Genomic DNA, 25,308 nt, shown 5'->3' with positions numbered 1-25,308 from the left:
GATCCCCGAACACGCTGCGAGCCCGCTGAGTAGCGTCCGGGTCATGAGTGACGTGACCACCTCCACCAACCGCTACGCCGGCTCGTCGATCCAGAAGGTCGCGCTGGTCGTCGGCATCGTCTTCCTGCTCGTCGGGATCGCCGGGTTCGTGCCCGGGCTGACGTCCGGCGACCTCGGCGGTGCCGGACACGGCTCGATGGCGATGCTGCTCGGGATCTTCCAGGTCTCGGTGCTGCACAACATCGTGCACCTGCTGTTCGGCGTCGTCGGCCTGCTCGCGGCGAACCGGGCGACCGGCTCCCGCATGTACCTCGTGATCGGCGGGGTCGTCTACTTCGTGCTCTGGGTGTACGGGCTGTTCACCGCCGGCACGATGTCCGGCGCGAACTTCGTGCCGCTCAACTGGGCCGACAACTGGTTGCACCTCGTGCTCGCGATCGGCATGGTCGCCCTCGGCGTCGTGTTCCCGCGCGGTCGCCGGACGCCCGTCGGCGCCTGACCCCCGGGGCCTGCCCCCTGGGCCTGCCCCCGGGAGCCGGCCCGCGAAACGCAACGTCGGCGGTTGCTCGCAGCGGTATGTCGCTGCGAGGAACCGCCGACGTTGCGTGTTGCGAGGGGATCGTCAGGCGGGGACGGCGGCGCGCGCGGCCACGAAGGCCTCGACGCAGCGGTCGACCTGCTCGGGGGTGTGCGCGGCGGAGAGCTGCACCCGGATGCGTGCCCGCCCCTCCGGGACCACCGGGTAGCTGAACGCCGTGACGTAGACCCCGCGGGCCTGCATCTCGTCGGCGATCCGGGCCGTGCGCGCCGCGTCGTGGAACATCACCGGGACGATCGGGTGTTCCCCGGGCAGCAGCTCGAACCCGGCGTCGGTCATCGACGACCGGAAGCGCGCGGCGTTCGCGGCCAGCCGGGCGCGGGCGTCGTCCGATCGCTCGATCAGGTCGAGCGCCGCCACCGTGCCCGCGGCGATCACCGGGGCGAGCGAGTTCGAGAACAGGTACGGCCGGGAACGCTGGCGCAGCAGGTCGACGATCTCCCGGCGGCCGGAGACGTACCCGCCCGAGGCCCCGCCGAGTGCCTTGCCGAACGTCCCGGTCAGGACGTCCACCCGGTCCGCGACCCCGCACAGCTCGGGCGTGCCCCGTCCGTGCGCGCCGACGAACCCGACGGCGTGCGAGTCGTCCACGACCACGAGGGCGTCGTACCGCTCCGCGAGATCGCAGATCTCGGCCAGCGGCGCGATCGACCCGTCCATCGAGAACACGCCGTCCGTGACCACGAGGCGGAACCGGGCGTCCGCGGCGGCGGCGAGCTGCGCCTCCAGGTCGGCGGTGTCCCGGTTCCGGTACCGGAACCGGCGCGCCTTGCTGAGCCGGATGCCGTCGATGACCGACGCGTGGTTCAGCTCGTCGGAGATCACTGCGTCCTCCGGACCGAGCAGGACCTCGAACAGCCCGCCGTTCGCGTCGAAGCACGACGAGTACAGGATCGTCGCCTCGGTGCCGAGGAAGCCGGAGACCCGTTCCTCGAGCTCGAGGTGCAGGTCCTGCGTGCCGCAGATGAACCGCACGCTGGCCATCCCGTACCCCCAGCGATCGAGGGCGTCCTTCGCGGCGTCCACGAGCTCCGGGGCGTCCGCGAGCCCGAGGTAGTTGTTCGCGCAGAAGTTCAGCAGCTCCGTTCCGCCGGCCTTGATCGCCGCGCGCTGGGGGCCGGCGATGCCGCGCTCCCGCTTCGTCAGCCCCGCCGCCTCGATGCCCGCGAGCTCTGCCTGCAGATGGTCCTTGATCGCGCCGTACATCACGCCTCCGTCCAGTCGATGACGACCTTGCCGCCGTCCGCGCTCGCCGCCGCGGCGAACGCCTGCTGCCAGTCCCGTGCCGGGAAGCGCCCGGACACGAGCGAGCCGATCCGACCGCGGAGCGCCGCGCTCGTCTGCAGCATGCTGCTCATGGTCTGCCACGTCTCGAACATCTCGCGGCCGTAGATCCCCTTCACGGTGAGCATGTGCGTGACGACCTTCCCCCAGTCGACCGCGATCGGCCCGGACGGGAGTCCGAGCATCGCGATCCGGCCGCCGTGGTTCATCGTCTCGACCATCGCCGGCAGGGCCGTGGGCGCGCCGGACATCTCGAAGCCGACGTCGAAGCCCTCGCGCATGCCGAGCCGCTGCTGGGCGTCGCGGAGGGCCCCGACCGCGTCCTGCGAGCCGGCGGTCGCCGCCCCACGTCCGGCGCCGGCGTCCGACACGTCGACGGCGAGGTCCGCGCCCATCGTCCTGGCGAGGGCGAGCCGGTTCGCACTGACGTCGGTGCCGACGACGAACCGGGCGCCGGCGTGCCGTGCGACGGCGATCGCCATGAGCCCGATCGGACCGCAGCCGGTGACGAGCACGTCCTCGCCGACGAGGGGGAACGCGAGCGCCGTGTGCACCGCGTTGCCGAGCGGGTCGAAGAGCGCGGCGACCTCGGGGTCGACGTCGGTGTGGTGCACCCAGACGTTCGCGGCGGGAAGCGTCAGGTACTCCGCGAAGGCGCCGTCCCGCTGCACGCCGACGCCCTTCGTGCGGATGCACATCTGGCGGCGGCCGGCCCGGCAGTTCCGGCAGGTGCCGCACACGATGTGGCCCTCACCGGAGACCCGGTCCCCCACGGCGACGTCGCGGACGGCGGACCCGACCTCGACCACCTCGCCGGAGAACTCGTGCCCGGGGACGAGCGGTGCGGAGACGGCCGACGCGGCCCAGTCGTCCCACCGCTCGATGTGCAGGTCGGTCCCGCAGATCCCGGTGCGGAGCACCCGGACGAGCACCTCGTCCGTGGCGGGGACCGGCACCGGTCGTTCGGTCATGATCAGTCCCGGACCGGCGTCCGGCTTCCAGAGCGCGCGCATCGGCGTCACCTCGTCACCTCGTTGTGCGTGTGGTGTGTTCGGCGGTGGCTCGTGGCCACCGTCCCTCAGCCTGGCACAGGTGGCCTCGACGCGCGGGGGCGGTCAGACCTCGGCGAAGGGCTCGGCGTCGTCGAGCCGGACGCGGAGCGTGGGTGCCGCACGACGGCGGTTGCCGCCGGGGAGCACCCGCCGGGTGGAGGAGCGCCGGATGACCTCGGCCTTGAGCGTCGCCGCGACCTCGGCGCCGTGCGCGTACGGGAACCGCACGATGGCCCGGACGGTGCCGGACGCCGGGTCGTCCTCGACCGGCACCGGACCGAGCACGTCGCCGACCAGGGTGTCCCCGAGGGCCTCGACCGCGGCCGTCACGGCGTCGTCCGTGCCGGTCAGGGTCGCGACCCGCACCGCCGGTGGGAAGTGCAGCGCGCGACGGTCGACGAGCTCCTCGTGAGCGGGGCCGTCGAGCCGCCAGGTGGCCATCGCGGTCGCGAGCCGGCCGCCGATGCCCACCAGGTAGACCTCGGACCCGGGGGCGCCCTTCGCCGCGGCGCCCGTCCAGAACCGCAGCACGTCTTCCTGCACGCGGAGGCCCTCGCGGGCGAGCATGCGCTCCCCGTCGAGCAGGAGCACGCAGGCGTAGCCGCCCGGCACGTTCGGCTCCGCGCCGCGGGTGGCGACGACGACCGAGGGGCGGGCGGGGACCTCGTCGAGCGGTCGGGAACCGTCGGCGACGACGATGCGGGTGCCCGGGAACGCCCGGCCGAGCTCGTCGGCGGTGCGCTGTGCGCCCTGCCCGACGGGCTTCACGGTGCCGTTGCCGCACGTCGGACACCGGAAGCCCACGGCGAGGGCGCCGCAGAACCGGCACTGCGGAGTCGCGCCGCGGTGGGGTTGGCCGAGCGGTCCCCCGCACACCCGGCAGTGCGCCCGTTCGCCGCACTCGGCGCAGACCAGGCCGGTGCCGAACCCGGGACTCGCGACCTGCACGAGCACCGGCCCGTGCTGACTCGCCTCGCGCGCAGCACGCCAGGCGGTGCTCGGGATGCGTGCCTGGGCCGCGAACCCCTCGGCACCGCCCTGCTGCACCGTCGGGATGACCTTCGGGGTTGGCTGCCGGTACGGAGCGACCTCGTCGAGCCAGTGCAGTTCGACGAGCCGTTGCACGTCGGTGCTCCGCGCGTGCGAGACGAACAGCAGCCCGGCGCCGGACTGGGCCGCCCGGACGAGCGCGACGTCACGGGTGTGCACGTACGGTGCCCGGGGCTCGACGAACGAGGCGTCCCCGTCGTCCCACACGACGATCAGACCGAGGTCGGTCGCCGGCGCGTACATCGCGGTGCGGTTGCCGATCGCCACGACGGCGTGCGACCGGGCCTGCAGCAGTGCCTTCGCCCGCGCGCCGTTCGTCTGCTTGGCGTCGAAGCGCACGACGCGCTCGACCGGCAGCACGGCGAGGAGTGCCCGCTCGAGGTCGGTGACGTCACGGAAGTCGGGGACCGCGACGACCACGGACTGCTCCGCGGCGACGGCGTGCGCCGCGGCCTGGGCGATCGTGGCGGCCCAGCCGGGGACCCAGACCGGATCCGGTCCCGGCTCGGGAGCAGCGGGAGCCGGGTCCGGGCGCAGCGCGACGGGGCTCGGCGCGACCGCGACGGGGTGCAGCGCGACCGGGTGCGGCAGGGCGGCCACCGCAGCGCGTCCGTGGTCAGAGACCAGCGCCTCCAGGACGCCCTCGGCGTACCCGGCGACGGGGCCGGCCGTGACCGACGGCGGCGACCACTCGGGATCCCGCGCGAGCCAGGCCTTCTCGGCGCGCACCTGCCGGGGCGGGACGGCGAGTCGGAGCACGTCGGAGGCGACACCCGCGGCCCGGTCGGCGACGGCCCGGGCGAGCGACCAGATCTCCGGTGCCAGGACCGGCACCGGCGAGACGACCTGCTCGACCGGGCTCAGCTCCCCCGCGAACGTCGTGTCGGCGTCGGCGGCGTCCGCCGCGACGACCTCGACCACCCAGGCGTCGGACATCCGCGCCCCGGTGCGCAGCGGCACCTTGACGCGGACGCCCGGCACGCAGTCGTCCTCGAGCTCGGCCGGCACCCGGTAGTCGAACAGACGGTCCAACTGCGGGAGCGGCGAGTCGAGGACGACACGCGCGACGACGGGCACGCGGTGCCCTAGACGGTGGCGGCGACGAGTCCTGCGGCGGCGCGGAGTTCCTCGACGCGGTCGAGCTGCTCCCAGGTGAAGCCGGGCAGCTCGCGGCCGAAGTGGCCGTACGCCGCGGTCTGTGCGTACCGGGGCTTGAGCAGGTCGAGGTCGCGGATGATCGCGGCCGGACGCAGGTCGAACACCTGCGTGATCGCGGCCTCGATCGTGGCGTCGTCGACGTGCCCTGTGCCGAACGACTCCACGTACAGCCCGACGGGCTTCGCGCGGCCGATGGCGTACGCCACCTGCACCTCGAGCCGGTCCGCGAGCCCCGCCGCGACGGCGTTCTTCGCGACCCAGCGCAGCGCGTACGCGGCCGAGCGGTCGACCTTCGACGGGTCCTTGCCGCTGAACGCGCCACCACCGTGCCGGGACGCACCGCCGTACGTGTCGACGATCACCTTGCGGCCGGTCAGCCCGGCGTCGCCCTGGGGACCACCGATCTCGAACCGACCGGTCGGGTTCACGATCACGTCGACGTGCGACGAGTCCAGGTCCACCAGGTCGAGCACCGGACGGATCACGTGCTCGGTGATCTGCGCCGTGAGCTCGGCGAGCGTCACCGCCGGCGAGTGCTGCGTCGAGAGCACGACGGTCTCGACGGTCTTCGGGACGACGCCGTCGTACCCGACCGTGACCTGCGTCTTGCCGTCGGGGCGGAGGAAGTCGAGCACACCGGTCTTGCGGACCTCGGCCAGACGCTCCGCCAGGCGGTGCGCGAGCCAGATCGCGACGGGCATGTACTCGGGCGTCTCGTTCGTCGCGAAGCCGAACATGATGCCCTGGTCGCCGGCACCCTGCCGGTCGAGCGGGTCGACGCCTGCGCCGGAGCGGCTGTCCAGGGACTCGTCGACGCCCTGCGCGATGTCCGGCGACTGCGCACCGATCGAGACCTCGACACCGCAGGTGCGACCGTCGAACGAGACCTCGGACGAGTTGTACCCGATGCCCGTGATGACGTCGCGGACGAGCTTGGGGATCTCGACGTAGCCCGAGGTCGTGACCTCGCCGGCGACGTGCACCAGCCCCGTCGTCACCATCGTCTCGACGGCGACGCGGGCGTGCGGGTCGACCGTGAGCAGCGCGTCGAGGATCGTGTCCGAGATCTGGTCGCAGATCTTGTCGGGGTGCCCCTCCGTCACCGACTCGGACGTGAAGAGGCGCAGGTTGGTGCTCGTCACCGCGGTCAGTCGGTGGGCTGCTGCTTGGTGACGGTCAGCTTGTCCTCGTTGATCTCGTGGAGAGCGACGGACAGCGGCTTGTCGTCGATGGTCGAGTCGACGAGCGGCCCGACGTTGTCGAAGAGCGACCCCTCGTGCAGGTCCGCGTAGTAGTCGTTGATCTGACGAGCGCGCTTCGACGCGAAGATGACGAGCGCGTACTTCGACTCCACCTTGGACAGCAGGTCGTCGATGGGCGGGTCGATGATGCCCTGGGGGTTGGCCATGGTGTCTCCAGTCGGCAGAAGATGGTGTGTGCCCCGGAGGGCACGGGCGCTCCCGGCTAGGGCGCAGTGAACAAGTCTACGACTTCTCGTGCCGCGGTGCCGACATCGGAGTTCACGATCCGCACGTCGAACTCGTCCTGGGCGGCGAGCTCGACCTTGGCGGTCTCGAGCCGGCGGGCCTGTTCCTCGGCGGACTCGGTGCCGCGGCCGATCAGGCGGCGGACGAGTTCCTCCCAGGTCGGCGGGAGCAGGAACACCAGGACCGCCTCGGGCATGGCGTCGCGCACCTGCCGCGCGCCCTGCAGGTCGATCTCGAGCATCACCTTGTCGCCGGCGTCGAGCGCGCGGTCGATGGGCGGCCGCGGGGTCCCGTAGCGGTAGGAGTTGTGCACGACCGCCCACTCCAGGAGCTCGCGGTCGCGGATCATCCGGTCGAACTCGGCGTCGTCGACGAAGTAGTAGTGCACGCCGTCGACCTCGCCCGGGCGTGGTTTCCGGGTGGTCGCGGAGACGCTGAGGTTCACGTCCGGGTACTGCTCACGGATGTACGCGCTCACCGTGCCCTTGCCCACGGCCGTGGGTCCGGCGAGCACGACGAGCTTCGACGTGCCACGCTTCCGGCCGCGCGCGGCGAGCCAGTCGGCCAGGGCCGAACGCTGCCGCGAGCCGAGTCCACCGAGGCGCTTCGACGGCGCGATCCGCAGCTCGCTCATGACGGCCTCGGCCCGGGCGGGACCGATGCCCGAGATGCTCGTCAGGAGGTCGCGGACGCGCAGCGACTTCTCGGCGGGCAGGTCGGCGTCGGACCAGGCCGCGCGGGCTACCTCGAGGGGGCTGCGCTCCCCCGACGCGACCTGCGCCTTGACCGCTGCCCGGGCGCGTCGCGCGGCCACGGCGGCGCGGGCGGCGGCGACCCGGTCGACCTCCGGCGGGTTCCGGTGCGCGGGGAGACCGCTGCGGTCGACGGGTGCGCCGTCCGTGCCGTCCGTCACGCGGCCACCTCCAGCGCCGCACGGATGCGGTCCGCCCGCTCCTGCACGAGCCCGGCGACCCCGTCGGGGCCGGCGGAGAGCAGCCCGCGGGACTCGCTCACGAGCACCTGCTCGGCACGCGAGCCGTACAGCGACCGGAGGTCCTCGATCCGGGCGCCCTGCGCACCGAAGCCCGGGGCGAGCACCGGCGCGGAGCCGATGGCCGCCGCGTCGATGCCGAAGTCGTCGAGGTCGAGGGTGGCGCCGAGCACGAGCCCGACGTCCCCGAGCGGCTGGTCGCCGCCGGTCCGGTTGTCGTCTGCCACATCGAGCACGATACCGGCCGCGACCGTCCGGCCGGCACGCGGGCCCTCGGCGACGACCGCCGTCTGCAGCAGTCGTGCCTCGGGGTTGCTCGTCGCGGCGAGCACGAAGACCCCCGCACCGTTCCGGCGCGCCACGTCGACGGTGCCGACGAGCGACCCGTAGCCGAGGTACGGCGAGACCGTCATCGCGTCGGCCCGGAACGGCCCGTCCCGGTCCAGCCAGGCCAGCGCGTAGTCGTCTCCGGTCGAGCCGATGTCGCCCCGCTTGACGTCGGCGACGACCAGGAGGCCCGCATCACGTGCCCGACGGACGGTCGCGTCGAGCGCGCGGTAGCCGGCGACCCCCGCCGCCTCGAAGAAGGCGACCTGCGGCTTGACGATCGCCGCGCGGCCGGCGGCCGCGTCGACCAGGGCGGCGCCGAACGCCGTCAGCCCCTGCTCGTCGCGGCCGAGCCCCCACGCCGCCAGGGTGGCGGCGTGGGGGTCGATGCCGACGCACAGTGCGGAACGCGACGCGATGGCGGCGGCGAGCCGCACGCCGAAGGGGGCCGTGCCTCTCCCCACCGGCACGGCCGGCCCGCCGCTGGCGCGTCGGTCCGGAACCGGCGGCGTGGGCCCTGTCCGGGTGTCAGCTGCCACGGGACCGGCCGTCACCAGGTCGCGCGCTCGAGCGCGTAGTCCTGCAGGCTGCGGACGCTGTGCGGCGTGCCGATCGTCTCGATCGCCGCGACCGCTGCACCCAGCTGCGCGATGGTCGTGAAGAGCGGCTTGTCCGCCGCGACCGTCGCCGCGCGGATCTCGTACCCGTCCGCGCGACCGGCGGCACCGGACGGCGTGTTGATGACGATGTCGACCTCGTCGCGGGCGAGCAGGTCGACGACGCTCTCACCGCCCTCGCTGTACTTGCCGACCAGCGTGACCTCGATGCCGTTGCGGCGGAGCACCTCGGCGGTGCCCTCGGTCGCGGTGATCGTGAAGCCGAGCTGCTGCAGGCGGTGCACCGGCAGGACCACCTGGCGCTTGTCGGTGTCCGCGACGCTCACGAACACCGTGCCGCTCGTCGGCAGGCCGCCGTACGCGGCGTCCTGCGACTTGAGGAAGGCGCGGGGGAAGTCGCGGTCGATGCCCATGACCTCGCCCGTGGAGCGCATCTCCGGGCTGAGCACCGAGTCGACGACCTGGCCGTCGTGGGTGCGGAAGCGGCGGAAGGGCAGCACGGCCTCCTTGACGGCGACCGGTGCCTGCGCGGGCACGGACGAGCCGTCACGCTCGGGCAGCAGGCCCTCGGCGACGAGCGCGTCGATCGAGGTGCCGGTCATGATGCGGCTCGCGGCCTTCGCGAGCGGGATGCCGAGCGCCTTCGAGACGAACGGGACCGTGCGGCTCGCGCGGGGGTTCGCCTCGAGCACGTAGAGCACGCCGGCGCCGATGGCGAACTGGACGTTGAGCAGGCCCTGCACGCCGATGCCGCGTGCGATCCGCTCGGTGGCCTCGACCACGCCGCGGATCTCCGCCTTGCCGAGTCCGACCGGGGGCAGGGTGCACGCCGAGTCGCCGGAGTGGATGCCGGCCTCCTCGATGTGCTCCATGATGCCGCCGATGTACAGGCGCTCCCCGTCGAACAGCGCGTCGACGTCGATCTCCACCGCGTCGTCCAGGAACCGGTCGACGAGCAGCGGGAGCTCCGGTCCGATGATCGCCTGGTCGGCCATCCGGTCGAAGTAGTCCGCCAGGGCGGCCGGGTCGTAGACGATCTCCATGCCGCGGCCGCCGAGCACGAACGACGGGCGGACGAGGACCGGGTAGCCGATCTCCTCGGCGACCGCGGTCGCGCTCGCCAGGTCGTGCGCGGTGCCGTTGCGCGGCGCGAGCAGGCCGGCCTGCTCGAGGATCGCGGAGAACTGCCCGCGCTCCTCGGCAGAGTCGATCGCTGCGGGGCTCGTGCCGAGGATGGGGATCCCGGCCGCCTCGAGCGGCTTCGCCAGGCCCAGGGCGGTCTGGCCGCCGAGCTGCACGACGACGCCGACGAGCTCGCCGGAAGCGGCCTCGGCCTCGATGACCTCGAGGACGTCCTCTGTGGTGAGCGGCTCGAAGTAGAGCCGGTCCGAGGTGTCGTAGTCGGTCGACACCGTCTCCGGGTTGCAGTTGATCATGATCGTCTCGAACCCGGCCTCGCTGAGCGCGAAGGAGGCGTGGACGCACGAGTAGTCGAACTCGACGCCCTGGCCGATGCGGTTCGGGCCGGAGCCGAGGATGACGACCTTCTTGCGGTCGCTCGGGGCGACCTCGGTCTCGGTGTCGTACGACGAGTAGTGGTACGGCGTGAGGGCGGGGAACTCGCCGGCGCAGGTGTCGACCGTCTTGAAGACGGGGCGGATGCCAAGGGCGTGCCGCGCGGTGCGGGCCTCCTGCTCGGAGATCCCCCGCAGGCCCGCGATCTGGGCGTCGCTGAAGCCGTGCTCCTTGGCCCACCGCAGGGTGTCCGCGTCGAGCGTCTCGGCTGCTGCGATCTCGGCCGCGACCTCGTTGATGAGGACGATCTGGTCGATGAACCACGGGTCGATCTTCGTGGCCTCGAAGACCTCGTCCGCGGTGGCGCCGGCGACGAGCGCCTGCTGCACCGTGACGATGCGGCCGTCGGTCGGAGTCTGCGCCTTCTCGAGCAGCGCGTCCTTGTCGAGCTCGGCCGCCGGCGTGTCCCAGTGGAAGCTCGAGCCGCGCTTCTCGAGGCTGCGCAGCGACTTCTGCAGCGCGGTGGCGTAGTTCCGGCCGATGGCCATCGCCTCGCCGACGCTCTTCATCGTGGTGGTGAGCGTGGCGTCGGCCGCCGGGAACTTCTCGAACGCGAACCGCGGGGTCTTCACGACGACGTAGTCGAGCGTCGGCTCGAAGCTCGCCGGCGTGACGCGCGTGATGTCGTTCTCGATCTCGTCCAGCCGGTAGCCGATCGCGAGCTTCGCGGCGATCTTGGCGATCGGGAAGCCCGTGGCCTTCGACGCGAGCGCCGACGAGCGGGAGACGCGCGGGTTCATCTCGATGACGATGAGCCGGCCGTTCGACGGGTCGACGGCGAACTGGATGTTGCAGCCACCGGTGTCGACACCGACGCGACGGATGATGTCGATGCCGATGTTCCGCATGTTCTGGTACTCGCGGTCGGTCAGCGTCAGCGCGGGGGCGACCGTGATCGAGTCGCCCGTGTGGACGCCCACCGGGTCGACGTTCTCGATCGAGCAGATCACGACCGTGTTGTCGAAGTTGTCCCGCATGAGCTCGAGCTCGTACTCCTTCCATCCGAGGATCGACTCCTCGAGGAGCACCTCGGTGGTCGGGCTGGACTGCAGGCCGTCGCCGACGAAGCGGACGAGCTCCTCCTCGTTGTAGGCGAAGCCCGAACCGAGGCCACCCATCGTGAAGGACGGCCGGACGACGAGCGGGTATCCGAGGTCGGCCGCGAACGCCTTCGCTTCCTCGAGGGTGTGCGCGATGTGGCTGCGGGCCACGTCGGCGCCGGACTCGAGGACGAGCTCCTTGAAGAGCTGGCGGTCCTCGCCGCGCTGGATCGCGTCGACCTTGGCGCCGATGAGCTCGACGCCGTACTTCTCGAGGATGCCCTCGGCGTCGAGCTTGATCGCCGCGTTGAGGGCCGTCTGACCGCCGAGGGTCGGCAGGACCGCGTCGGGCTGCTCGATCTTGATGATCTCCTCGAGCGACGCGCTCGTGATCGGCTCGATGTAGGTCGCGTCGGCGAAGTCCGGGTCGGTCATGATCGTCGCCGGGTTCGGGTTGACGAGGATGACGCGGACGCCCTCGGCGCGGAGGACGCGGCACGCCTGGGTGCCGGAGTAGTCGAACTCGGCGGCCTGCCCGATGACGATCGGGCCGGAGCCGATGACGAGGACGGAGTTGATGTCTGCGCGCTTCGGCATCAGTTGACTTCCTTCGTGACGTCGGCTGCGGGGGTCGTGGCGGTGGCGGTGGCCGCGTCGAGCGGCTCCCCCGCACGGCGCGCGCGGACCAGGTCGGCGAACCGGTCGAACAGGTACATGGAGTCGTGCGGGCCGGCCGCCGCCTCCGGGTGGTACTGCACGCTGAAGGCGGGCACGTCGAGGGCGCGGAGCCCCTCGACCACCTGGTCGTTCAGGGAGTAGTGCGAGACCTCGACCCGACCGAACCCGGCGGGCGACTCGACGACCTGGTCCAGGGGCGCGTCGACCGCGAAGCCGTGGTTCTGGCTCGTGATCTCGACCTTGCCCGTGGCGGTGTCGAGCACCGGCTGGTTGATCCCGCGGTGGCCGAACGGGAGCTTGTAGGTACCGAAGCCCAGCGCGCGGCCGAGGAGCTGGTTGCCGAAGCAGATGCCGAAGAACGGGCGGCCGGTCCGCAGCGACTGCTGCAGGAGTTCGACCTGCGCGTCGCTCGCGGCGGGGTCGCCGGGGCCGTTCGAGTAGAAGAGGGCATCGGGATCCAGCGCCGACAGCTCGGCCGCGGTGATGTCCTGCGGCACGACGTGCACCTCGAACCCGCGCTCGGCGAGGTAGCGGGTGGTCGACGCCTTCACGCCCAGGTCGAGCACGGCGAGCCGGCCGATCTGCTCCCCGACGGCCGGGACCACGTAGGTCTCCGGCGTGGAGACGATCGACGAGAAGCTCGCACCCTGCATCGCGGCCTGGTCGCGGACGGCGGCCAGCTGCTCGTCGGCGGACAGGTCCGCGTCCGCACCGCTGAAGACGCCGCCCTTCATGGCGCCCGCATCGCGGATCCGACGCGTCAGCGCGCGGGTGTCGATCCCGGAGATGCCGACGATGCCGTCGCGCTCCAGGTGGTCGTCGAGCGTGGCGTTCGCGCGGTGGTTCGACACGACGCGGCTGGGGTCGCGGACGACGTAGCCCGCCACCCAGATGCGACGGGACTCGGGGTCCTCGTCGTTGACGCCGGTGTTGCCGATGTGCGGTGCCGTCTGCACCACGATCTGTCCGGCGTAGGACGGGTCGGTCAGCGTCTCCTGGTAGCCGGTCATGCCCGTGGCGAAGACCACCTCACCGAGGGATCGGCCTCGGGCGCCGTACGCCCATCCGTCGTACCGGGTGCCGTCCTCGAGGACCAGCACGGCCCGTTCGCGTGTCATCAGTTCGTCCCTTCGCCCGCGGGGTGCGGGTGTTCGTGCGTCGTCGTCAGTCCCTGCAGGGCGGCGAGTGCTGCTGCGCCGCCCTCCGGGAACCGGAAGTAGGTGTCGAGGTCCGTCGCACCTGCGGCGCCGGTCGCCGTCCATCGCAGACGGACCAGTCCCCCGGGCTCGACCACACGGTCGATGGCCCACGTGGCGCGGTCGGCGCCGCGCACGGCGTCCACCGCGATCCAGCGGTCCACGGCGCCGGCGTGGTGCAGGACCACCCCGGTGTCGTGGACGGTCACCCCGCCGCGGCCCCGGAACCCGAGACCGCCGGCGGTGATGCGTTCGAGTGGCTCGTCGGCGCGGGTCGTCGCGACGGTGAACCCGTCCCAGGACCCGGCTGCCGGTCCGACGTCGGTCGGGACCGGGACGGGAGGCACGGCTGCCGTCTGGTGCCTGGCCCGCGTCCGCCAGGTGCGCGCCATGGCGACGAACAGCAGGGCGACGAGGGCCAGGACGATCCCGCCGACGAGCCAGCGCAGCGCGTCACCACTCATGCCGTCGCCTCCGCCCGCACGCTGCGCGCGTGCGCCGCGACGGTCTCGGCGTCGACGAGCCGGCCGTCGAGCACCGTCGGGGCGCCGTGGTGGAAGGTCGCGACGACCCGTCCGGGCAGGCGCATCCCGAGGTACGGGGAGTTCTGCGACTGGCCGGCAAGATCCGCCACGGAGAACTCGCGGACGGCCGCCGGGTCGTAGAGGGCGAGCTCGGCTGGAGCGCCCTCGACGATGCGCTGTCCGTGGCCCTCGACCTGCCCGATGCGCGCCGGCGCCTCGGACAGGACGCGCGCGACGTCCGCCCAGTCGAGCTGTCCGGACTCGACCACGGCCGCGTGCACGACGCTGAGCGCCGACTCGAGTCCGACCATGCCGTTCGCGGCGGCCGGCCACTCGCAGCACTTCGCCTCGGCGGTGTGCGGCGCGTGGTCGGTGGCGACGATGTCGATGGTGCCGTCGGCGAGTGCGGCGCGGAGCGCGTCCACGTCCTCGCGCGAGCGGAGCGGCGGGTTCACCTTGTACTTGGCGTCGTACCCGGGCGCGCCGTCGACCCCGGCGATGAGGTCCTCGGTGAGCACGAGGTGGTGCGGCGTGACCTCGGCGGTGACGTCGATGCCGCGGGACTTGGCCCAGCGGATGACCTCGACGCTGCCCGCGGTCGAGACGTGGCACACGTGCAGGCGCGCTCCGACGTGGTCGGCGAGCAGCACGTCGCGGGCGATGATCGCCTCCTCCGCCACCGCGGGCCAGCCGGCGAGCCCGAGCTCCGACGACAGCCGGCCCTCGTTCATCTGCGCGCCGATGGTGAGCCGCGGTTCCTGCGCGTGCTGCGCGAGGACCCCGCCGAAGCCCTTGATGTACTCGAGCGCCCGGCGCATGAGCAGCGGGTCGGCGACGCAGGACCCGTCGTCCGAGAACACCCGGACCTTCGCCCTGCTCGTCGCCATGGCCCCGATCTCGGACAGGTGGGTTCCCTGCAGCCCCTGCGACACCGCACCGATCGGGCGGACCGTGACGTACCCGGCGTCGTCGCCGAGCGCCTGCACCTGCTCGACGACCCCCGCCGTGTCGGCGACCGGCGAGGAGTTCGCCATCGCGTTCACCGCGGTGAAGCCGCCGGCGGCCGCCGCTCGCGACCCGGTGAGCACCGTCTCGGACTCCTCGAAACCGGGCTCGCGGAGGTGCGTGTGGAGGTCCACGAGGCCGGGCAGCGCGATCAGCCCGTCAGCGTCGACGACCGTGGCCCCGGCCGCGTCGAGACCGGACCCGACCGCGGTGATGCGCCGCGCCTCCAGGCGGATGTCGGCACGCGTGCCGTCGACCAGCTGCGCGCCACGGATGAGGTGAGCGGTCATGCGACGGACTCCTTCGGTTCGTGCTCGCCCGTCAGGGCGAGGTAGAGGACGGCCATCCGGACCGACACGCCGTTCGCGACCTGCTCGACGACGGTCGAGCGGGGGTCGTCGGCGGCGACGCCGGCGATCTCGAGTCCGCGGTTCATCGGCCCCGGGTGCATGATCAGCGTGCGCTCGGACAGGGCCGCCGCGCGGGCCGCCGTCAGGCCGAAGTGCCGCGTGTACTCGCGGGGGTTCGGGAAGAACGCGTCGTTCATGCGCTCCTGTTGGATGCGGAGGAGCATCACGACGTCCGGGTCCTCGGCGAGGGCCGCGTCGAGGTCGTGGTGCACTGCTCCGCCGAACGGGCGGTCGACCGCCGGCAGGAGCGTCGGCGGAGCGGCGAACGTGACCTGGGCGCCGAGCGTGCGGAGGAGCCAGGCGTTCGACCGGGCGACGCGGCTGTGCAGGACGTCGCCGACGATCGTCACGCGGACACCGTCCAGGGCCGCGCCCCGGCTGGCGTCACCGTGCAGCCGACGGCGCATCGTGAAGGCGTCGAGGAGCGCCTGGGTCGGGTGCTCGTGCGTCCCGTCGCCGGCGTTCACCACCGGGACGTCGATCCAGTCGGCCTCGGCGAGGACCCGCGGAGCGCCGGACGCGGGGTGCCGCATCACGATGCCGTCGATGCCCATCGCGCCGAGGGTCTGCACGGTGTCCTTGAGCGACTCGCCCTTCGAGACGCTCGAGCCCTTCGCAGCGAAGTTGATGACGTCGGCGGAGAGCCGCTTCGCCGCCGCCTCGAAGGAGATGCGGGTGCGGGTGGAGTCCTCGAAGAACAGGTTGACGACGGTCTTGCCGCGGAGGGCCGGGAGCTTCCGGACCTCGCGCGTGTTGACCTCGGCCATCTCCTCGGCGACGTCGAGGATCCGGACGGCCTCGTCGCGCGACAGGTCGGCGGTGGAGAGCAGGTGGCGCATCAGGCGTCGTCCCCCCGCTGCTCGATCACGACTTCGTCGGTGCCGTCGGTCTCGGTGAGGCGCAGCGTCACCCGCTCGTCGGACGCCGTCGGCAGGTTCTTGCCGACGTGGTCCGCCCGGATGGGGAGCTGCCGGTGCCCGCGGTCGACGAGCACGGCGAGCCGCACCGCACGGGGCCGCCCGATGCCCTGCAGGGCGTCGAGGGCGGCCCGCACGGTGCGGCCGGAGTACAGCACGTCGTCGACGAGCACGACGACCTTGCCGTCGATGCCGCTCGTCGGGATCGTGGTGCGGTGCGGTGCACGACCGATGCCGTGCCCCAGGTCGTCCCGGTGCATCGTCACGTCGAGCGTGCCGAGGCGCTGGTCGCGCTCGGCGGCCCACTCGGGCTCGATGTCCGCGAGCAGCGACGCGAGCCGCTCGGCCAGGACGGCACCCCGCGTCGGGATACCCAGGAGCACGAGGTCCGAGGCACCGTGGTTGGCCTCGAGGATCTCGTGCGCGATGCGTGTCAGGGCACGCATGATGTCGGGCTGTTGCAGGACCGTTCTGGTGCCCACGCCGACCTCCTTCCCCGCCTCACCGGACGGACTTAAAGGACGCTGACGTGGTCAACCCTACCGGGACTCCTGGTCCCCTGCGACCGTCCGGCCGGACGGTCGCAGGGGACCAGGAGTCCCGGTAGGGTTGACCACGTCAGCGTCCTTTAAGTCCGTCCGGTGAGGCGGGGAAGGAGGTCGGCGTGGGCACCAGAACGGTCCTGCAACAGCCCGACATCATGCGTGCCCTGACACGCATCGCGCACGAGATCCTCGAGGCCAACCACGGTGCCTCGGACCTCGTGCTCCTGGGTATCCCGACGCGGGGTGCCGTCCTGGCCGAGCGGCTCGCGTCGCTGCTCGCGGACATCGAGCCCGAGTGGGCCGCCGAGCGCGACCAGCGCCTCGGCACGCTCGACGTGACGATGCACCGGGACGACCTGGGGCACGGCATCGGTCGTGCACCGCACCGCACCACGATCCCGACGAGCGGCATCGACGGCAAGGTCGTCGTGCTCGTCGACGACGTGCTGTACTCCGGCCGCACCGTGCGGGCCGCCCTCGACGCCCTGCAGGGCATCGGGCGGCCCCGTGCGGTGCGGCTCGCCGTGCTCGTCGACCGCGGGCACCGGCAGCTCCCCATCCGGGCGGACCACGTCGGCAAGAACCTGCCGACGGCGTCCGACGAGCGGGTGACGCTGCGCCTCACCGAGACCGACGGCACCGACGAAGTCGTGATCGAGCAGCGGGGGGACGACGCCTGATGCGCCACCTGCTCTCCACCGCCGACCTGTCGCGCGACGAGGCCGTCCGGATCCTCGACGTCGCCGAGGAGATGGCCGAGGTCAACACGCGCGAGGTCCGGAAGCTCCCGGCCCTCCGCGGCAAGACCGTCGTCAACCTGTTCTTCGAGGACTCCACCCGCACCCGCATCTCCTTCGAGGCGGCGGCGAAGCGGCTCTCCGCCGACGTCATCAACTTCGCTGCGAAGGGCTCGAGCGTCTCGAAGGGCGAGTCGCTCAAGGACACCGTGCAGACCCTCGGCGCGATGGGCATCGACGGCATCGTGATGCGGCACCCCGCGTCCGGCGCTCCGCGGGTCCTCGCCGAGGCCGACTGGATCGACGTCCCGGTGGTGAACGCCGGCGACGGGACGCACGAGCACCCGACCCAGGCGCTCCTCGACGCCTTCACGATGCGCCGTCGGCTGCACGGTGACGCCAGCCGGGGCGCGGCCCTGGACGGTGTCCGCGTGACGATCGTCGGCGACGTCCTGCACAGCCGCGTCGCCCGGTCGAACGCCTGGCTCCTCCGCACGCTCGGCGCCCAGGTCACGTTCGCCGCTCCGCCGACGCTCCTGCCGGCGGTCGACCGCCCGTTCGGCGGAGCAGTGCACCACGACCTCGACGCGGCCCTCGCCGAGGACCCGGACGTCGTGATGCTCCTCCGCATCCAACAGGAGCGCATGAACGACGCGTTCTTCCCGAACCCCCGCGAGTACACGCGGCACTTCGGCCTGACGGCGGCCCGCGCGGCGGCCCTGTCCGAGCGCACGCTGATCATGCACCCGGGGCCGATGAACCGCGGACTCGAGATCGCCGGCGTCGCCGCCGACGACCCCCGCTCGACCGTCGTCGAGCAGGTCGCGAACGGCGTGTCGGTCCGGATGGCCGTCCTCTACCTCGCCCTGACGGGCGAGCACGAACCGAAGGAGTCCGTCGCATGACCGCTCACCTCATCCGTGGCGCGCAGCTGGTCGACGGCACGCGTGCCGACATCCGCCTGGAGGCGCGGCGCATCACCGCGGTCGGGTCCGGTCTCGACGCGGCCGGGGCCACGGTCGTCGACGCTGACGGGCTGATCGCGCTGCCCGGCCTCGTGGACCTCCACACGCACCTCCGCGAGCCCGGTTTCGAGGAGTCCGAGACGGTGCTCACCGGGTCGCGAGCGGCGGCCGCCGGCGGCTTCACCGCGGTGAACGCGATGGCGAACTCCTCGCCGGTCGCCGACACGGCGGGGGTCGTCGAGCAGGTGCAGGCGCTCGGCGACGACGCCGGGTACGTCACGGTCCGCCCGATCGGTGCGGTGTCGCAGGGGCTGCAGGGAACCCACCTGTCCGAGATCGGGGCCATGGCGACGAGCAGGGCGAAGGTCCGGGTGTTCTCGGACGACGGGTCCTGCGTCGCCGACCCGCTGCTCATGCGCCGGGCGCTCGAGTACATCAAGGGCTTCGGCGGGGTCCTCGCGCAGCACGCGCAGGAACCGCGGCTCACCATCGGCGCGCAGATGAACGAGGGCCGGCTGTCGTCGGAGCTCGGGCTCGCCGGCTGGCCCGCGGTGGCGGAGGAGGCGATCATCGCCCGCGACGTGCTGCTCGCCGACCACGTCGGAGCGCGCCTGCACGTGTGCCACGTCTCGACCGCGGGCAGCGTCGAGGTCATCCGCTGGGCCAAGTCCCGCGGCATCGACGTCACCGCCGAGGTCACGCCGCACCACCTCGTGCTCACCGAGGACCTCATCGCCGGGGTCGACGGCGCGCCCGGGTACGACGCCAAGTACAAGGTGAACCCGCCGCTCCGCTCGCGCGAGGACGTGGACGCGCTCCGCGCCGCACTCGCCGACGGCACCATCGACATCGTCGCCACCGACCACGCGCCGCACACCGCCGAGGCGAAGTGCTGCGAGTGGCCGGCCGCCGCGAACGGCATGGTCGGACTCGAGTCGGCGCTCAGCGTCGTGCACGCGGCCGTGGTCGAGTCCGGACAGCTCGACTGGGCGGACGTCGCGCGCGTCCTGTCCGAGGCGCCGGCGCGCATCGGGCAGGTCGAGGGCCACGGACAGCGCATCGTCGAGGGCGCTCCAGCCGAGCTCGCCCTCTACGACCCGGCGGCCGTCCGCGAGTTCTCCGTGGCGGATCTTGCCGGCCAGTCGCAGAACTCCCCGTACCTCGGGATGCGCCTGCCCGGACGGGTCGTCGCGACCTTCCACCACGGCGCCCCGACGGTGCTCGACGGCCGGCTCGTCGACGCCGAGACCGTCGCGGCGCACGCGCGCAGCGTGCGGGCGGAGGCGACGGCATGAGTGGTGACGCGCTGCGCTGGCTCGTCGGCGGGATCGTCCTGGCCCTCGTCGCCCTGCTGTTCGTCGCCATGGCGCGCACCTGGCGGACGCGGGCCAGGCACCAGACGGCAGCCGTGCCTCCCGTCCCGGTCCCGACCGACGTCGGACCGGCAGCCGGGTCCTGGGACGGGTTCACCGTCGCGACGACCCGCGCCGACGAGCCACTCGAACGCATCACCGCCGGCGGTCTCGGGTTCCGGGGCCGCGGCGGGGTGACCGTCCACGACACCGGGGTGGTCCTGCACCACGCCGGCGCCGTGGACCGCTGGATCGCGGTGGACGCCGTGCGCGGCGCCGACCGCGCCACGTGGGCCATCGACCGTGTGGTCGAGCCCGGGGGACTGGTCCGTCTGCGATGGACGGCGACCGGCGCCGCAGGTGCGACGGACCTCGACACCTACTTCCGGTTCCCGGAGGGCGGCGCAGCAGCACTCGCCGCCCTGCAGGGACTGACGACGACGCACGAACACCCGCACCCCGCGGGCGAAGGGACGAACTGATGACACGCGAACGGGCCGTGCTGGTCCTCGAGGACGGCACCCGGTACGACGGATGGGCGTACGGCGCCCGAGGCCGATCCCTCGGTGAGGTGGTCTTCGCCACGGGCATGACCGGCTACCAGGAGACGCTGACCGACCCGTCCTACGCCGGACAGATCGTGGTGCAGACGGCACCGCACATCGGCAACACCGGCGTCAACGACGAGGACCCCGAGTCCCGTCGCATCTGGGTGGCGGGCTACGTCGTCCGCGACCCCAGCCGCGTCGTGTCGAACCACCGCGCGAACGCCACGCTCGACGACCACCTGGAGCGCGACGGCATCGTCGGCATCTCCGGGATCGACACCCGCGCGCTGACGCGTCGGATCCGCGATGCGGGCGCCATGAAGGGCGGCGTCTTCAGCGGTGCGGACGCGGACCTGTCCGCCGACGAGCAGCTGGCCGCCGTCCGCGACCAGGCCGCGATGCAGGGTGCGAGCTTCTCGTCGATCGTCTCCACGCCGGAGACCTACGTGGTCCCGGCCGTCGGGGAGCAGATCGGCCGGCTCGCCGTGCTCGACCTGGGCGTGAAGGCGTCGACCACCCGCTACCTCGCCGAGCGCGGGTTCGAGGTGCACGTCGTGCCGCAGGACATCACCGCGGCCGAGGAGCTGGTTGCCGAAGCAGATGCCGAAGAACGGGCGGCCGGTCCGCAGCGACTGCTGCAGGAGTTCGACCTGCGCGTCGCTCGCGGCGGGGTCGCCGGGGCCGTTCGAGTAGAAGAGGGCATCGGGATCCAGCGCCGACAGCTCGGCCGCGGTGATGTCCTGCGGCACGACGTGCACCTCGAACCCGCGCTCGGCGAGGTAGCGGGTGGTCGACGCCTTCACGCCCAGGTCGAGCACGGCGAGCCGGCCGATCTGCTCCCCGACGGCCGGGACCACGTAGGTCTCCGGCGTGGAGACGATCGACGAGAAGCTCGCACCCTGCATCGCGGCCTGGTCGCGGACGGCGGCCAGCTGCTCGTCGGCGGACAGGTCCGCGTCCGCACCGCTGAAGACGCCGCCCTTCATGGCGCCCGCATCGCGGATCCGACGCGTCAGCGCGCGGGTGTCGATCCCGGAGATGCCGACGATGCCGTCGCGCTCCAGGTGGTCGTCGAGTCGCCCGCCGGGTTCGGTCGGGTCGAGGTCTCGCACTACTCCCTGAACGACCAGGTGGTCGAGGGGCTCCGCGCCCTCGACGTGCCCGCCTTCAGCGTGCAGTACCACCCGGAGGCGGCGGCCGGCCCGCACGACTCCATGTACCTGTTCGACCGGTTCGCCGACCTGGTCCGCGCGCGCCGTGCGGGGGAGCCGCTCGACGCGGCCACCGCCACCGCCACGACCCCCGCAGCCGACGTCACGAAGGAAGTCAACTGATGCCGAAGCGCGCAGACATCAACTCCGTCCTCGTCATCGGCTCCGGCCCGATCGTCATCGGGCAGGCCGCCGAGTTCGACTACTCCGGCACCCAGGCGTGCCGCGTCCTCCGCGCCGAGGGCGTCCGCGTCATCCTCGTCAACCCGAACCCGGCGACGATCATGACCGACCCGGACTTCGCCGACGCGACCTACATCGAGCCGATCACGAGCGCGTCGCTCGAGGAGATCATCAAGATCGAGCAGCCCGACGCGGTCCTGCCGACCCTCGGCGGTCAGACGGCCCTCAACGCGGCGATCAAGCTCGACGCCGAGGGCATCCTCGAGAAGTACGGCGTCGAGCTCATCGGCGCCAAGGTCGACGCGATCCAGCGCGGCGAGGACCGCCAGCTCTTCAAGGAGCTCGTCCTCGAGTCCGGCGCCGACGTGGCCCGCAGCCACATCGCGCACACCCTCGAGGAAGCGAAGGCGTTCGCGGCCGACCTCGGATACCCGCTCGTCGTCCGGCCGTCCTTCACGATGGGTGGCCTCGGTTCGGGCTTCGCCTACAACGAGGAGGAGCTCGTCCGCTTCGTCGGCGACGGCCTGCAGTCCAGCCCGACCACCGAGGTGCTCCTCGAGGAGTCGATCCTCGGATGGAAGGAGTACGAGCTCGAGCTCATGCGGGACAACTTCGACAACACGGTCGTGATCTGCTCGATCGAGAACGTCGACCCGGTGGGCGTCCACACGGGCGACTCGATCACGGTCGCCCCCGCGCTGACGCTGACCGACCGCGAGTACCAGAACATGCGGAACATCGGCATCGACATCATCCGTCGCGTCGGTGTCGACACCGGTGGCTGCAACATCCAGTTCGCCGTCGACCCGTCGAACGGCCGGCTCATCGTCATCGAGATGAACCCGCGCGTCTCCCGCTCGTCGGCGCTCGCGTCGAAGGCCACGGGCTTCCCGATCGCCAAGATCGCCGCGAAGCTCGCGATCGGCTACCGGCTGGACGAGATCGAGAACGACATCACGCGCGTCACGCCGGCGAGCTTCGAGCCGACGCTCGACTACGTCGTCGTGAAGACCCCGCGGTTCGCGTTCGAGAAGTTCCCGGCGGCCGACGCCACGCTCACCACCACGATGAAGAGCGTCGGCGAGGCGATGGCCATCGGCCGGAACTACGCCACCGCGCTGCAGAAGTCGCTGCGCAGCCTCGAGAAGCGCGGCTCGAGCTTCCACTGGGACACGCCGGCGGCCGAGCTCGACAAGGACGCGCTGCTCGAGAAGGCGCAGACTCCGACCGACGGCCGCATCGTCACGGTGCAGCAGGCGCTCGTCGCCGGCGCCACCGCGGACGAGGTCTTCGAGGCCACGAAGATCGACCCGTGGTTCATCGACCAGATCGTCCTCATCAACGAGGTCGCGGCCGAGATCGCAGCAGCCGAGACGCTCGACGCGGACACCCTGCGGTGGGCCAAGGAGCACGGCTTCAGCGACGCCCAGATCGCGGGCCTGCGGGGGATCTCCGAGCAGGAGGCCCGCACCGCGCGGCACGCCCTTGGCATCCGCCCCGTCTTCAAGACGGTCGACACCTGCGCCGGCGAGTTCCCCGCCCTCACGCCGTACCACTACTCGTCGTACGACACCGAGACCGAGGTCGCCCCGAGCGACCGCAAGAAGGTCGTCATCCTCGGCTCCGGCCCGAACCGCATCGGCCAGGGCGTCGAGTTCGACTACTCGTGCGTCCACGCCTCCTTCGCGCTCAGCGAGGCCGGGTTCGAGACGATCATGATCAACTGCAACCCGGAGACGGTGTCGACCGACTACGACACCTCGGACCGGCTCTACTTCGAGCCGCTCACCACAGAGGACGTCCTCGAGGTCATCGAGGCCGAGGCCGCTTCCGGCGAGCTCGTCGGCGTCGTCGTGCAGCTCGGCGGCCAGACCGCCCTGGGCCTGGCGAAGCCGCTCGAGGCGGCCGGGATCCCCATCCTCGGCACGAGCCCCGCAGCGATCGACTCTGCCGAGGAGCGCGGGCAGTTCTCCGCGATCCTCGAGCAGGCCGGCCTGCTCGCGCCGCGCAACGGCACCGCGCACGACCTGGCGAGCGCGACCGCGGTCGCCGAGGAGATCGGCTACCCGGTCCTCGTCCGCCCGTCGTTCGTGCTCGGCGGCCGCGGCATGGAGATCGTCTACGACCCGGCCGCCCTGGCGGACTACTTCGACCGGATGGCCGACCAGGCGATCATCGGACCGGAGCTCCCGCTGCTCGTCGACCGGTTCCTGGACGACGCGGTGGAGATCGACGTCGACGCGCTGTTCGACGGGGAGCGCCTGTACATCGGCGGCATCATGGAGCACATCGAGGAGGCCGGCATCCACTCCGGCGACTCGGCGTGCACCCTGCCCCCGGTCGGACTCGGCAAGGCGGAGATCCGCGGCGTGGTCGAGGCCACCGAGCGGATCGCACGCGGCATCGGCGTGCAGGGCCTGCTCAACGTCCAGTTCGCCATCGGCGCCGGCGTGCTCTACGTGCTCGAGGCGAACCCCCGCGCGAGCCGCACGGTCCCGTTCGTCTCGAAGGCGCTCGGCATCCCGCTCGCGAAGGCCGCGAGCCGCATCATGACCGGCACCTCGATCGACGCGCTCGTCGCCGAGGGCCTGCTGCCCGAGCGTGACGGCTCGTCCGTGCCCGCGCAGGCACCGGTCGCCGTCAAGGAGGCCGTGCTGCCCTTCCGCCGCTTCCGCACCCACGACGGCCAGGTCGTCGACTCGGTGCTCAGCCCGGAGATGCGCTCCACGGGCGAGGTCATGGGCATCGACCGCGACTTCCCCCGCGCCTTCCTCAAGTCGCAGGACGCCGCGTACGGCGGCCTGCCGACGAGCGGCACGGTGTTCGTGAGCGTCGCGGACACCGACAAGCGCCAGGTGGTCCTGCCGGTGCACCGCCTGCAGCAGCTCGGCTTCACGATCACCGCGACCGAGGGCACCGCCGAGGTGCTCCGCCGCAACGGCATCGAGGTCACGCTGGTCGGCAAGTACAGCGAGGGCGGTGAGAGCGTCGTCGACCTGCTCGCCCGCGACGAGGTCGACATCGTCATCAACACGCCGTCCGGTGCCGCCGGTCGCGCGGACGGGTACGAGATCCGCGCGGCGACGGTCGCGGCGGACAAGCCGCTCTTCACGACCATCGCGCAGCTGGGTGCAGCGGTCGCGGCGATCGAGACGATCGGCACGCCGCACAGCGTCCGCAGCCTGCAGGACTACGCGCTCGAGCGCGCGGTAGCCGGCGACCCCCGCCGCCTCGAAGAAGGCGACCTGCGGCTTGACGATCGCCGCGCGGCCGGCGGCCGCGTCGACCAGGGCGGCGCCGAACGCCGTCAGCCCCTGCTCGTCGCGGCCGAGCCCCCACGCCGCCAGGGTGGCGGCGTGGGGGTCGATGCCGACGCACAGTGCGGAACGCGACGCGATGGCGGCGGCGAGCCGCACGCCGAAGGGGGCCGTGCCTCTCCCCACCGGCACGGCCGGCCCGCCGCTGGCGCGTCGGTCCGGAACCGGCGGCGTGGGCCCTGTCCGGGTGTCAGCTGCCACGGGACCGGCCGTCACCAGGTCGCGCGCTCGAGCGCGTAGTCCTGCAGGCTGCGGACGCTGTGCGGCGTGCCGATCGTCTCGATCGCCGCGACCGCTGCACCCAGCTGCGCGATGGTCGTGAAGAGCGGCTTGTCCGCCGCGACCGTCGCCGCGCGGATCTCGTACCCGTCCGCGCGACCGGCGGCACCGGACGGCGTGTTGATGACGATGTCGACCTCGTCGCGGGCGAGCAGGTCGACGACGCTCTCACCGCCCTCGCTGTACTTGCCGACCAGCGTGACCTCGATGCCGTTGCGGCGGAGCACCTCGGCGGTGCCCTCGGTCGCGGTGATCGTGAAGC

20 protein-coding genes and 3 pseudogenes are annotated in these 25,308 nt (G+C 72.4%); 8 read left to right on the top strand and 15 right to left on the bottom strand.

The genetic code is table 11. The annotated features are described in order from the left end of the window. Nucleotides 1–43 precede the first annotated feature (43 nt). Entirely contained in the window at nt 44–499 is a 456-nt protein-coding gene (locus HUN59_RS09550) for a DUF4383 domain-containing protein (protein ID WP_174778193.1), read from the top strand. 123 nt (nt 500–622) lie between these two features. Here HUN59_RS09550 and HUN59_RS09545 read toward each other — a convergent pair whose 3' ends face one another. The 13 genes from HUN59_RS09545 to pyrR (HUN59_RS09485) form a co-directional block, all read right to left on the bottom strand. After that, nucleotides 623–1,804 carry a glycine C-acetyltransferase gene (locus tag HUN59_RS09545; RefSeq protein ID WP_174778192.1) on the bottom strand — a complete coding sequence of 394 codons (1,182 nt, stop codon included), beginning with the start codon at nt 1,802–1,804 and terminating at the stop codon, nt 623–625. Next, complete coding sequence (gene tdh, locus HUN59_RS09540) at nt 1,804–2,895, bottom strand: L-threonine 3-dehydrogenase (protein WP_174779444.1); 1,092 nt, start codon at nt 2,893–2,895, stop codon at nt 1,804–1,806. Before tdh ends, HUN59_RS09545 begins: the two co-directional genes overlap by 1 nt. A gap of 102 nt (nt 2,896–2,997) precedes the next feature. Continuing rightward, entirely contained in the window at nt 2,998–5,061 is a 2,064-nt protein-coding gene (locus HUN59_RS09535; RefSeq protein WP_174778191.1) for a primosomal protein N', read from the bottom strand. 8 nt (nt 5,062–5,069) lie between these two features. Then, the gene (gene metK / locus HUN59_RS09530; protein ID WP_058742135.1) at nt 5,070–6,284 is read right to left on the bottom strand and encodes a methionine adenosyltransferase; all 1,215 of its coding nucleotides are present in this window, start codon (nt 6,282–6,284) and stop codon (nt 5,070–5,072) included. 5 nt (nt 6,285–6,289) lie between these two features. Continuing rightward, nucleotides 6,290–6,550 carry a DNA-directed RNA polymerase subunit omega gene (gene rpoZ / locus HUN59_RS09525; protein ID WP_058742134.1) on the bottom strand — a complete coding sequence of 87 codons (261 nt, stop codon included), beginning with the start codon at nt 6,548–6,550 and terminating at the stop codon, nt 6,290–6,292. Between the two features lie 56 nt (nt 6,551–6,606). Continuing rightward, nucleotides 6,607–7,542: a guanylate kinase gene (gene gmk / locus HUN59_RS09520; protein ID WP_058742133.1), complete on the bottom strand. Its 936-nt coding sequence runs from the start codon at nt 7,540–7,542 to the stop codon at nt 6,607–6,609. Beyond that, nucleotides 7,539–8,417: an orotidine-5'-phosphate decarboxylase gene (gene pyrF / locus HUN59_RS09515; protein ID WP_174778190.1), complete on the bottom strand. Its 879-nt coding sequence runs from the start codon at nt 8,415–8,417 to the stop codon at nt 7,539–7,541. Before pyrF ends, gmk begins: the two co-directional genes overlap by 4 nt. An 80-nt stretch (nt 8,418–8,497) precedes the next feature. After that, nucleotides 8,498–11,776, bottom strand: coding sequence for a carbamoyl-phosphate synthase large subunit (gene carB, locus HUN59_RS09510; protein ID WP_174778189.1), 3,279 nt, complete (start codon nt 11,774–11,776; stop codon nt 8,498–8,500). Continuing rightward, nucleotides 11,776–12,975: a glutamine-hydrolyzing carbamoyl-phosphate synthase small subunit gene (carA, locus tag HUN59_RS09505; protein ID WP_174778196.1), complete on the bottom strand. Its 1,200-nt coding sequence runs from the start codon at nt 12,973–12,975 to the stop codon at nt 11,776–11,778. The genes carB (HUN59_RS09510) and carA overlap by 1 nt, the downstream gene beginning before the upstream one ends. Continuing rightward, nucleotides 12,975–13,517 carry a PH-like domain-containing protein gene (locus HUN59_RS09500; protein WP_174778188.1) on the bottom strand — a complete coding sequence of 181 codons (543 nt, stop codon included), beginning with the start codon at nt 13,515–13,517 and terminating at the stop codon, nt 12,975–12,977. The genes carA and HUN59_RS09500 overlap by 1 nt, the downstream gene beginning before the upstream one ends. Further along, nucleotides 13,514–14,872: a dihydroorotase gene (locus HUN59_RS09495; RefSeq protein ID WP_174778187.1), complete on the bottom strand. Its 1,359-nt coding sequence runs from the start codon at nt 14,870–14,872 to the stop codon at nt 13,514–13,516. The genes HUN59_RS09500 and HUN59_RS09495 overlap by 4 nt, the downstream gene beginning before the upstream one ends. Then, on the bottom strand, nt 14,869–15,831 hold the full coding sequence (locus tag HUN59_RS09490; RefSeq protein WP_058742128.1) for an aspartate carbamoyltransferase catalytic subunit: 963 nt from the start codon (nt 15,829–15,831) through the stop codon (nt 14,869–14,871). The genes HUN59_RS09495 and HUN59_RS09490 overlap by 4 nt, the downstream gene beginning before the upstream one ends. Next, nucleotides 15,831–16,355: a bifunctional pyr operon transcriptional regulator/uracil phosphoribosyltransferase PyrR gene (pyrR, locus tag HUN59_RS09485; protein WP_254630050.1), complete on the bottom strand. Its 525-nt coding sequence runs from the start codon at nt 16,353–16,355 to the stop codon at nt 15,831–15,833. Before pyrR (HUN59_RS09485) ends, HUN59_RS09490 begins: the two co-directional genes overlap by 1 nt. A gap of 254 nt (nt 16,356–16,609) precedes the next feature. Between pyrR (HUN59_RS09485) and pyrR (HUN59_RS09480) the strand changes: the two genes are divergently transcribed. From pyrR (HUN59_RS09480) to HUN59_RS19660, 5 genes and pseudogenes are all read left to right on the top strand, one after another. Then, nucleotides 16,610–17,134: a bifunctional pyr operon transcriptional regulator/uracil phosphoribosyltransferase PyrR gene (gene pyrR / locus HUN59_RS09480; RefSeq protein WP_254630050.1), complete on the top strand. Its 525-nt coding sequence runs from the start codon at nt 16,610–16,612 to the stop codon at nt 17,132–17,134. Continuing rightward, on the top strand, nt 17,134–18,096 hold the full coding sequence (locus HUN59_RS09475; RefSeq protein ID WP_058742128.1) for an aspartate carbamoyltransferase catalytic subunit: 963 nt from the start codon (nt 17,134–17,136) through the stop codon (nt 18,094–18,096). Before pyrR (HUN59_RS09480) ends, HUN59_RS09475 begins: the two co-directional genes overlap by 1 nt. Continuing rightward, nucleotides 18,093–19,451, top strand: coding sequence for a dihydroorotase (locus tag HUN59_RS09470; RefSeq protein WP_174778187.1), 1,359 nt, complete (start codon nt 18,093–18,095; stop codon nt 19,449–19,451). Before HUN59_RS09475 ends, HUN59_RS09470 begins: the two co-directional genes overlap by 4 nt. Next, nucleotides 19,448–19,990, top strand: coding sequence for a PH-like domain-containing protein (locus HUN59_RS09465; protein ID WP_174778188.1), 543 nt, complete (start codon nt 19,448–19,450; stop codon nt 19,988–19,990). The genes HUN59_RS09470 and HUN59_RS09465 overlap by 4 nt, the downstream gene beginning before the upstream one ends. Further along, nucleotides 19,990–20,325, top strand: a pseudogene (locus HUN59_RS19660) (carbamoyl-phosphate synthase domain-containing protein); the annotation flags it as partial. The gene HUN59_RS09465 and the pseudogene HUN59_RS19660, both read left to right, overlap by 1 nt. Nucleotides 20,326–20,691: 366 nt before the next feature. Here the strand turns inward: HUN59_RS19660 and HUN59_RS09455 are convergent. After that, nucleotides 20,692–21,168: pseudogene (locus HUN59_RS09455) on the bottom strand (carbamoyl-phosphate synthase domain-containing protein); the annotation flags it as partial. On the opposite strand from HUN59_RS09455, the gene HUN59_RS09450 reads away from it, so the two are divergent. Together HUN59_RS09450 and carB (HUN59_RS09445) are read left to right on the top strand one after the other, a co-directional pair. Next, nucleotides 21,121–21,390, top strand: a complete 270-nt coding sequence (locus HUN59_RS09450) for a glutamine amidotransferase-related protein (protein WP_254630051.1) — start codon at nt 21,121–21,123, stop codon at nt 21,388–21,390. The pseudogene HUN59_RS09455 and the gene HUN59_RS09450 overlap by 48 nt on opposite strands. Continuing rightward, nucleotides 21,390–24,656 (top strand): annotated as a pseudogene (gene carB / locus HUN59_RS09445) (carbamoyl-phosphate synthase large subunit); the annotation flags it as partial. The gene HUN59_RS09450 and the pseudogene carB (HUN59_RS09445), both read left to right, overlap by 1 nt. A gap of 323 nt (nt 24,657–24,979) precedes the next feature. Here carB (HUN59_RS09445) and HUN59_RS09440 read toward each other — a convergent pair. Then, on the bottom strand, nt 24,980–25,308 hold a 329-nt coding region (locus HUN59_RS09440; protein WP_174779446.1), incomplete at its 5' end, for a hypothetical protein.

The sequence above is a fragment of the Curtobacterium sp. Csp2 genome, assembly GCF_013347165.1.
The sequence above is the reverse complement of the archived record's forward strand: the minus strand, read 5'-3'. Positions and strand labels throughout refer to the sequence as shown.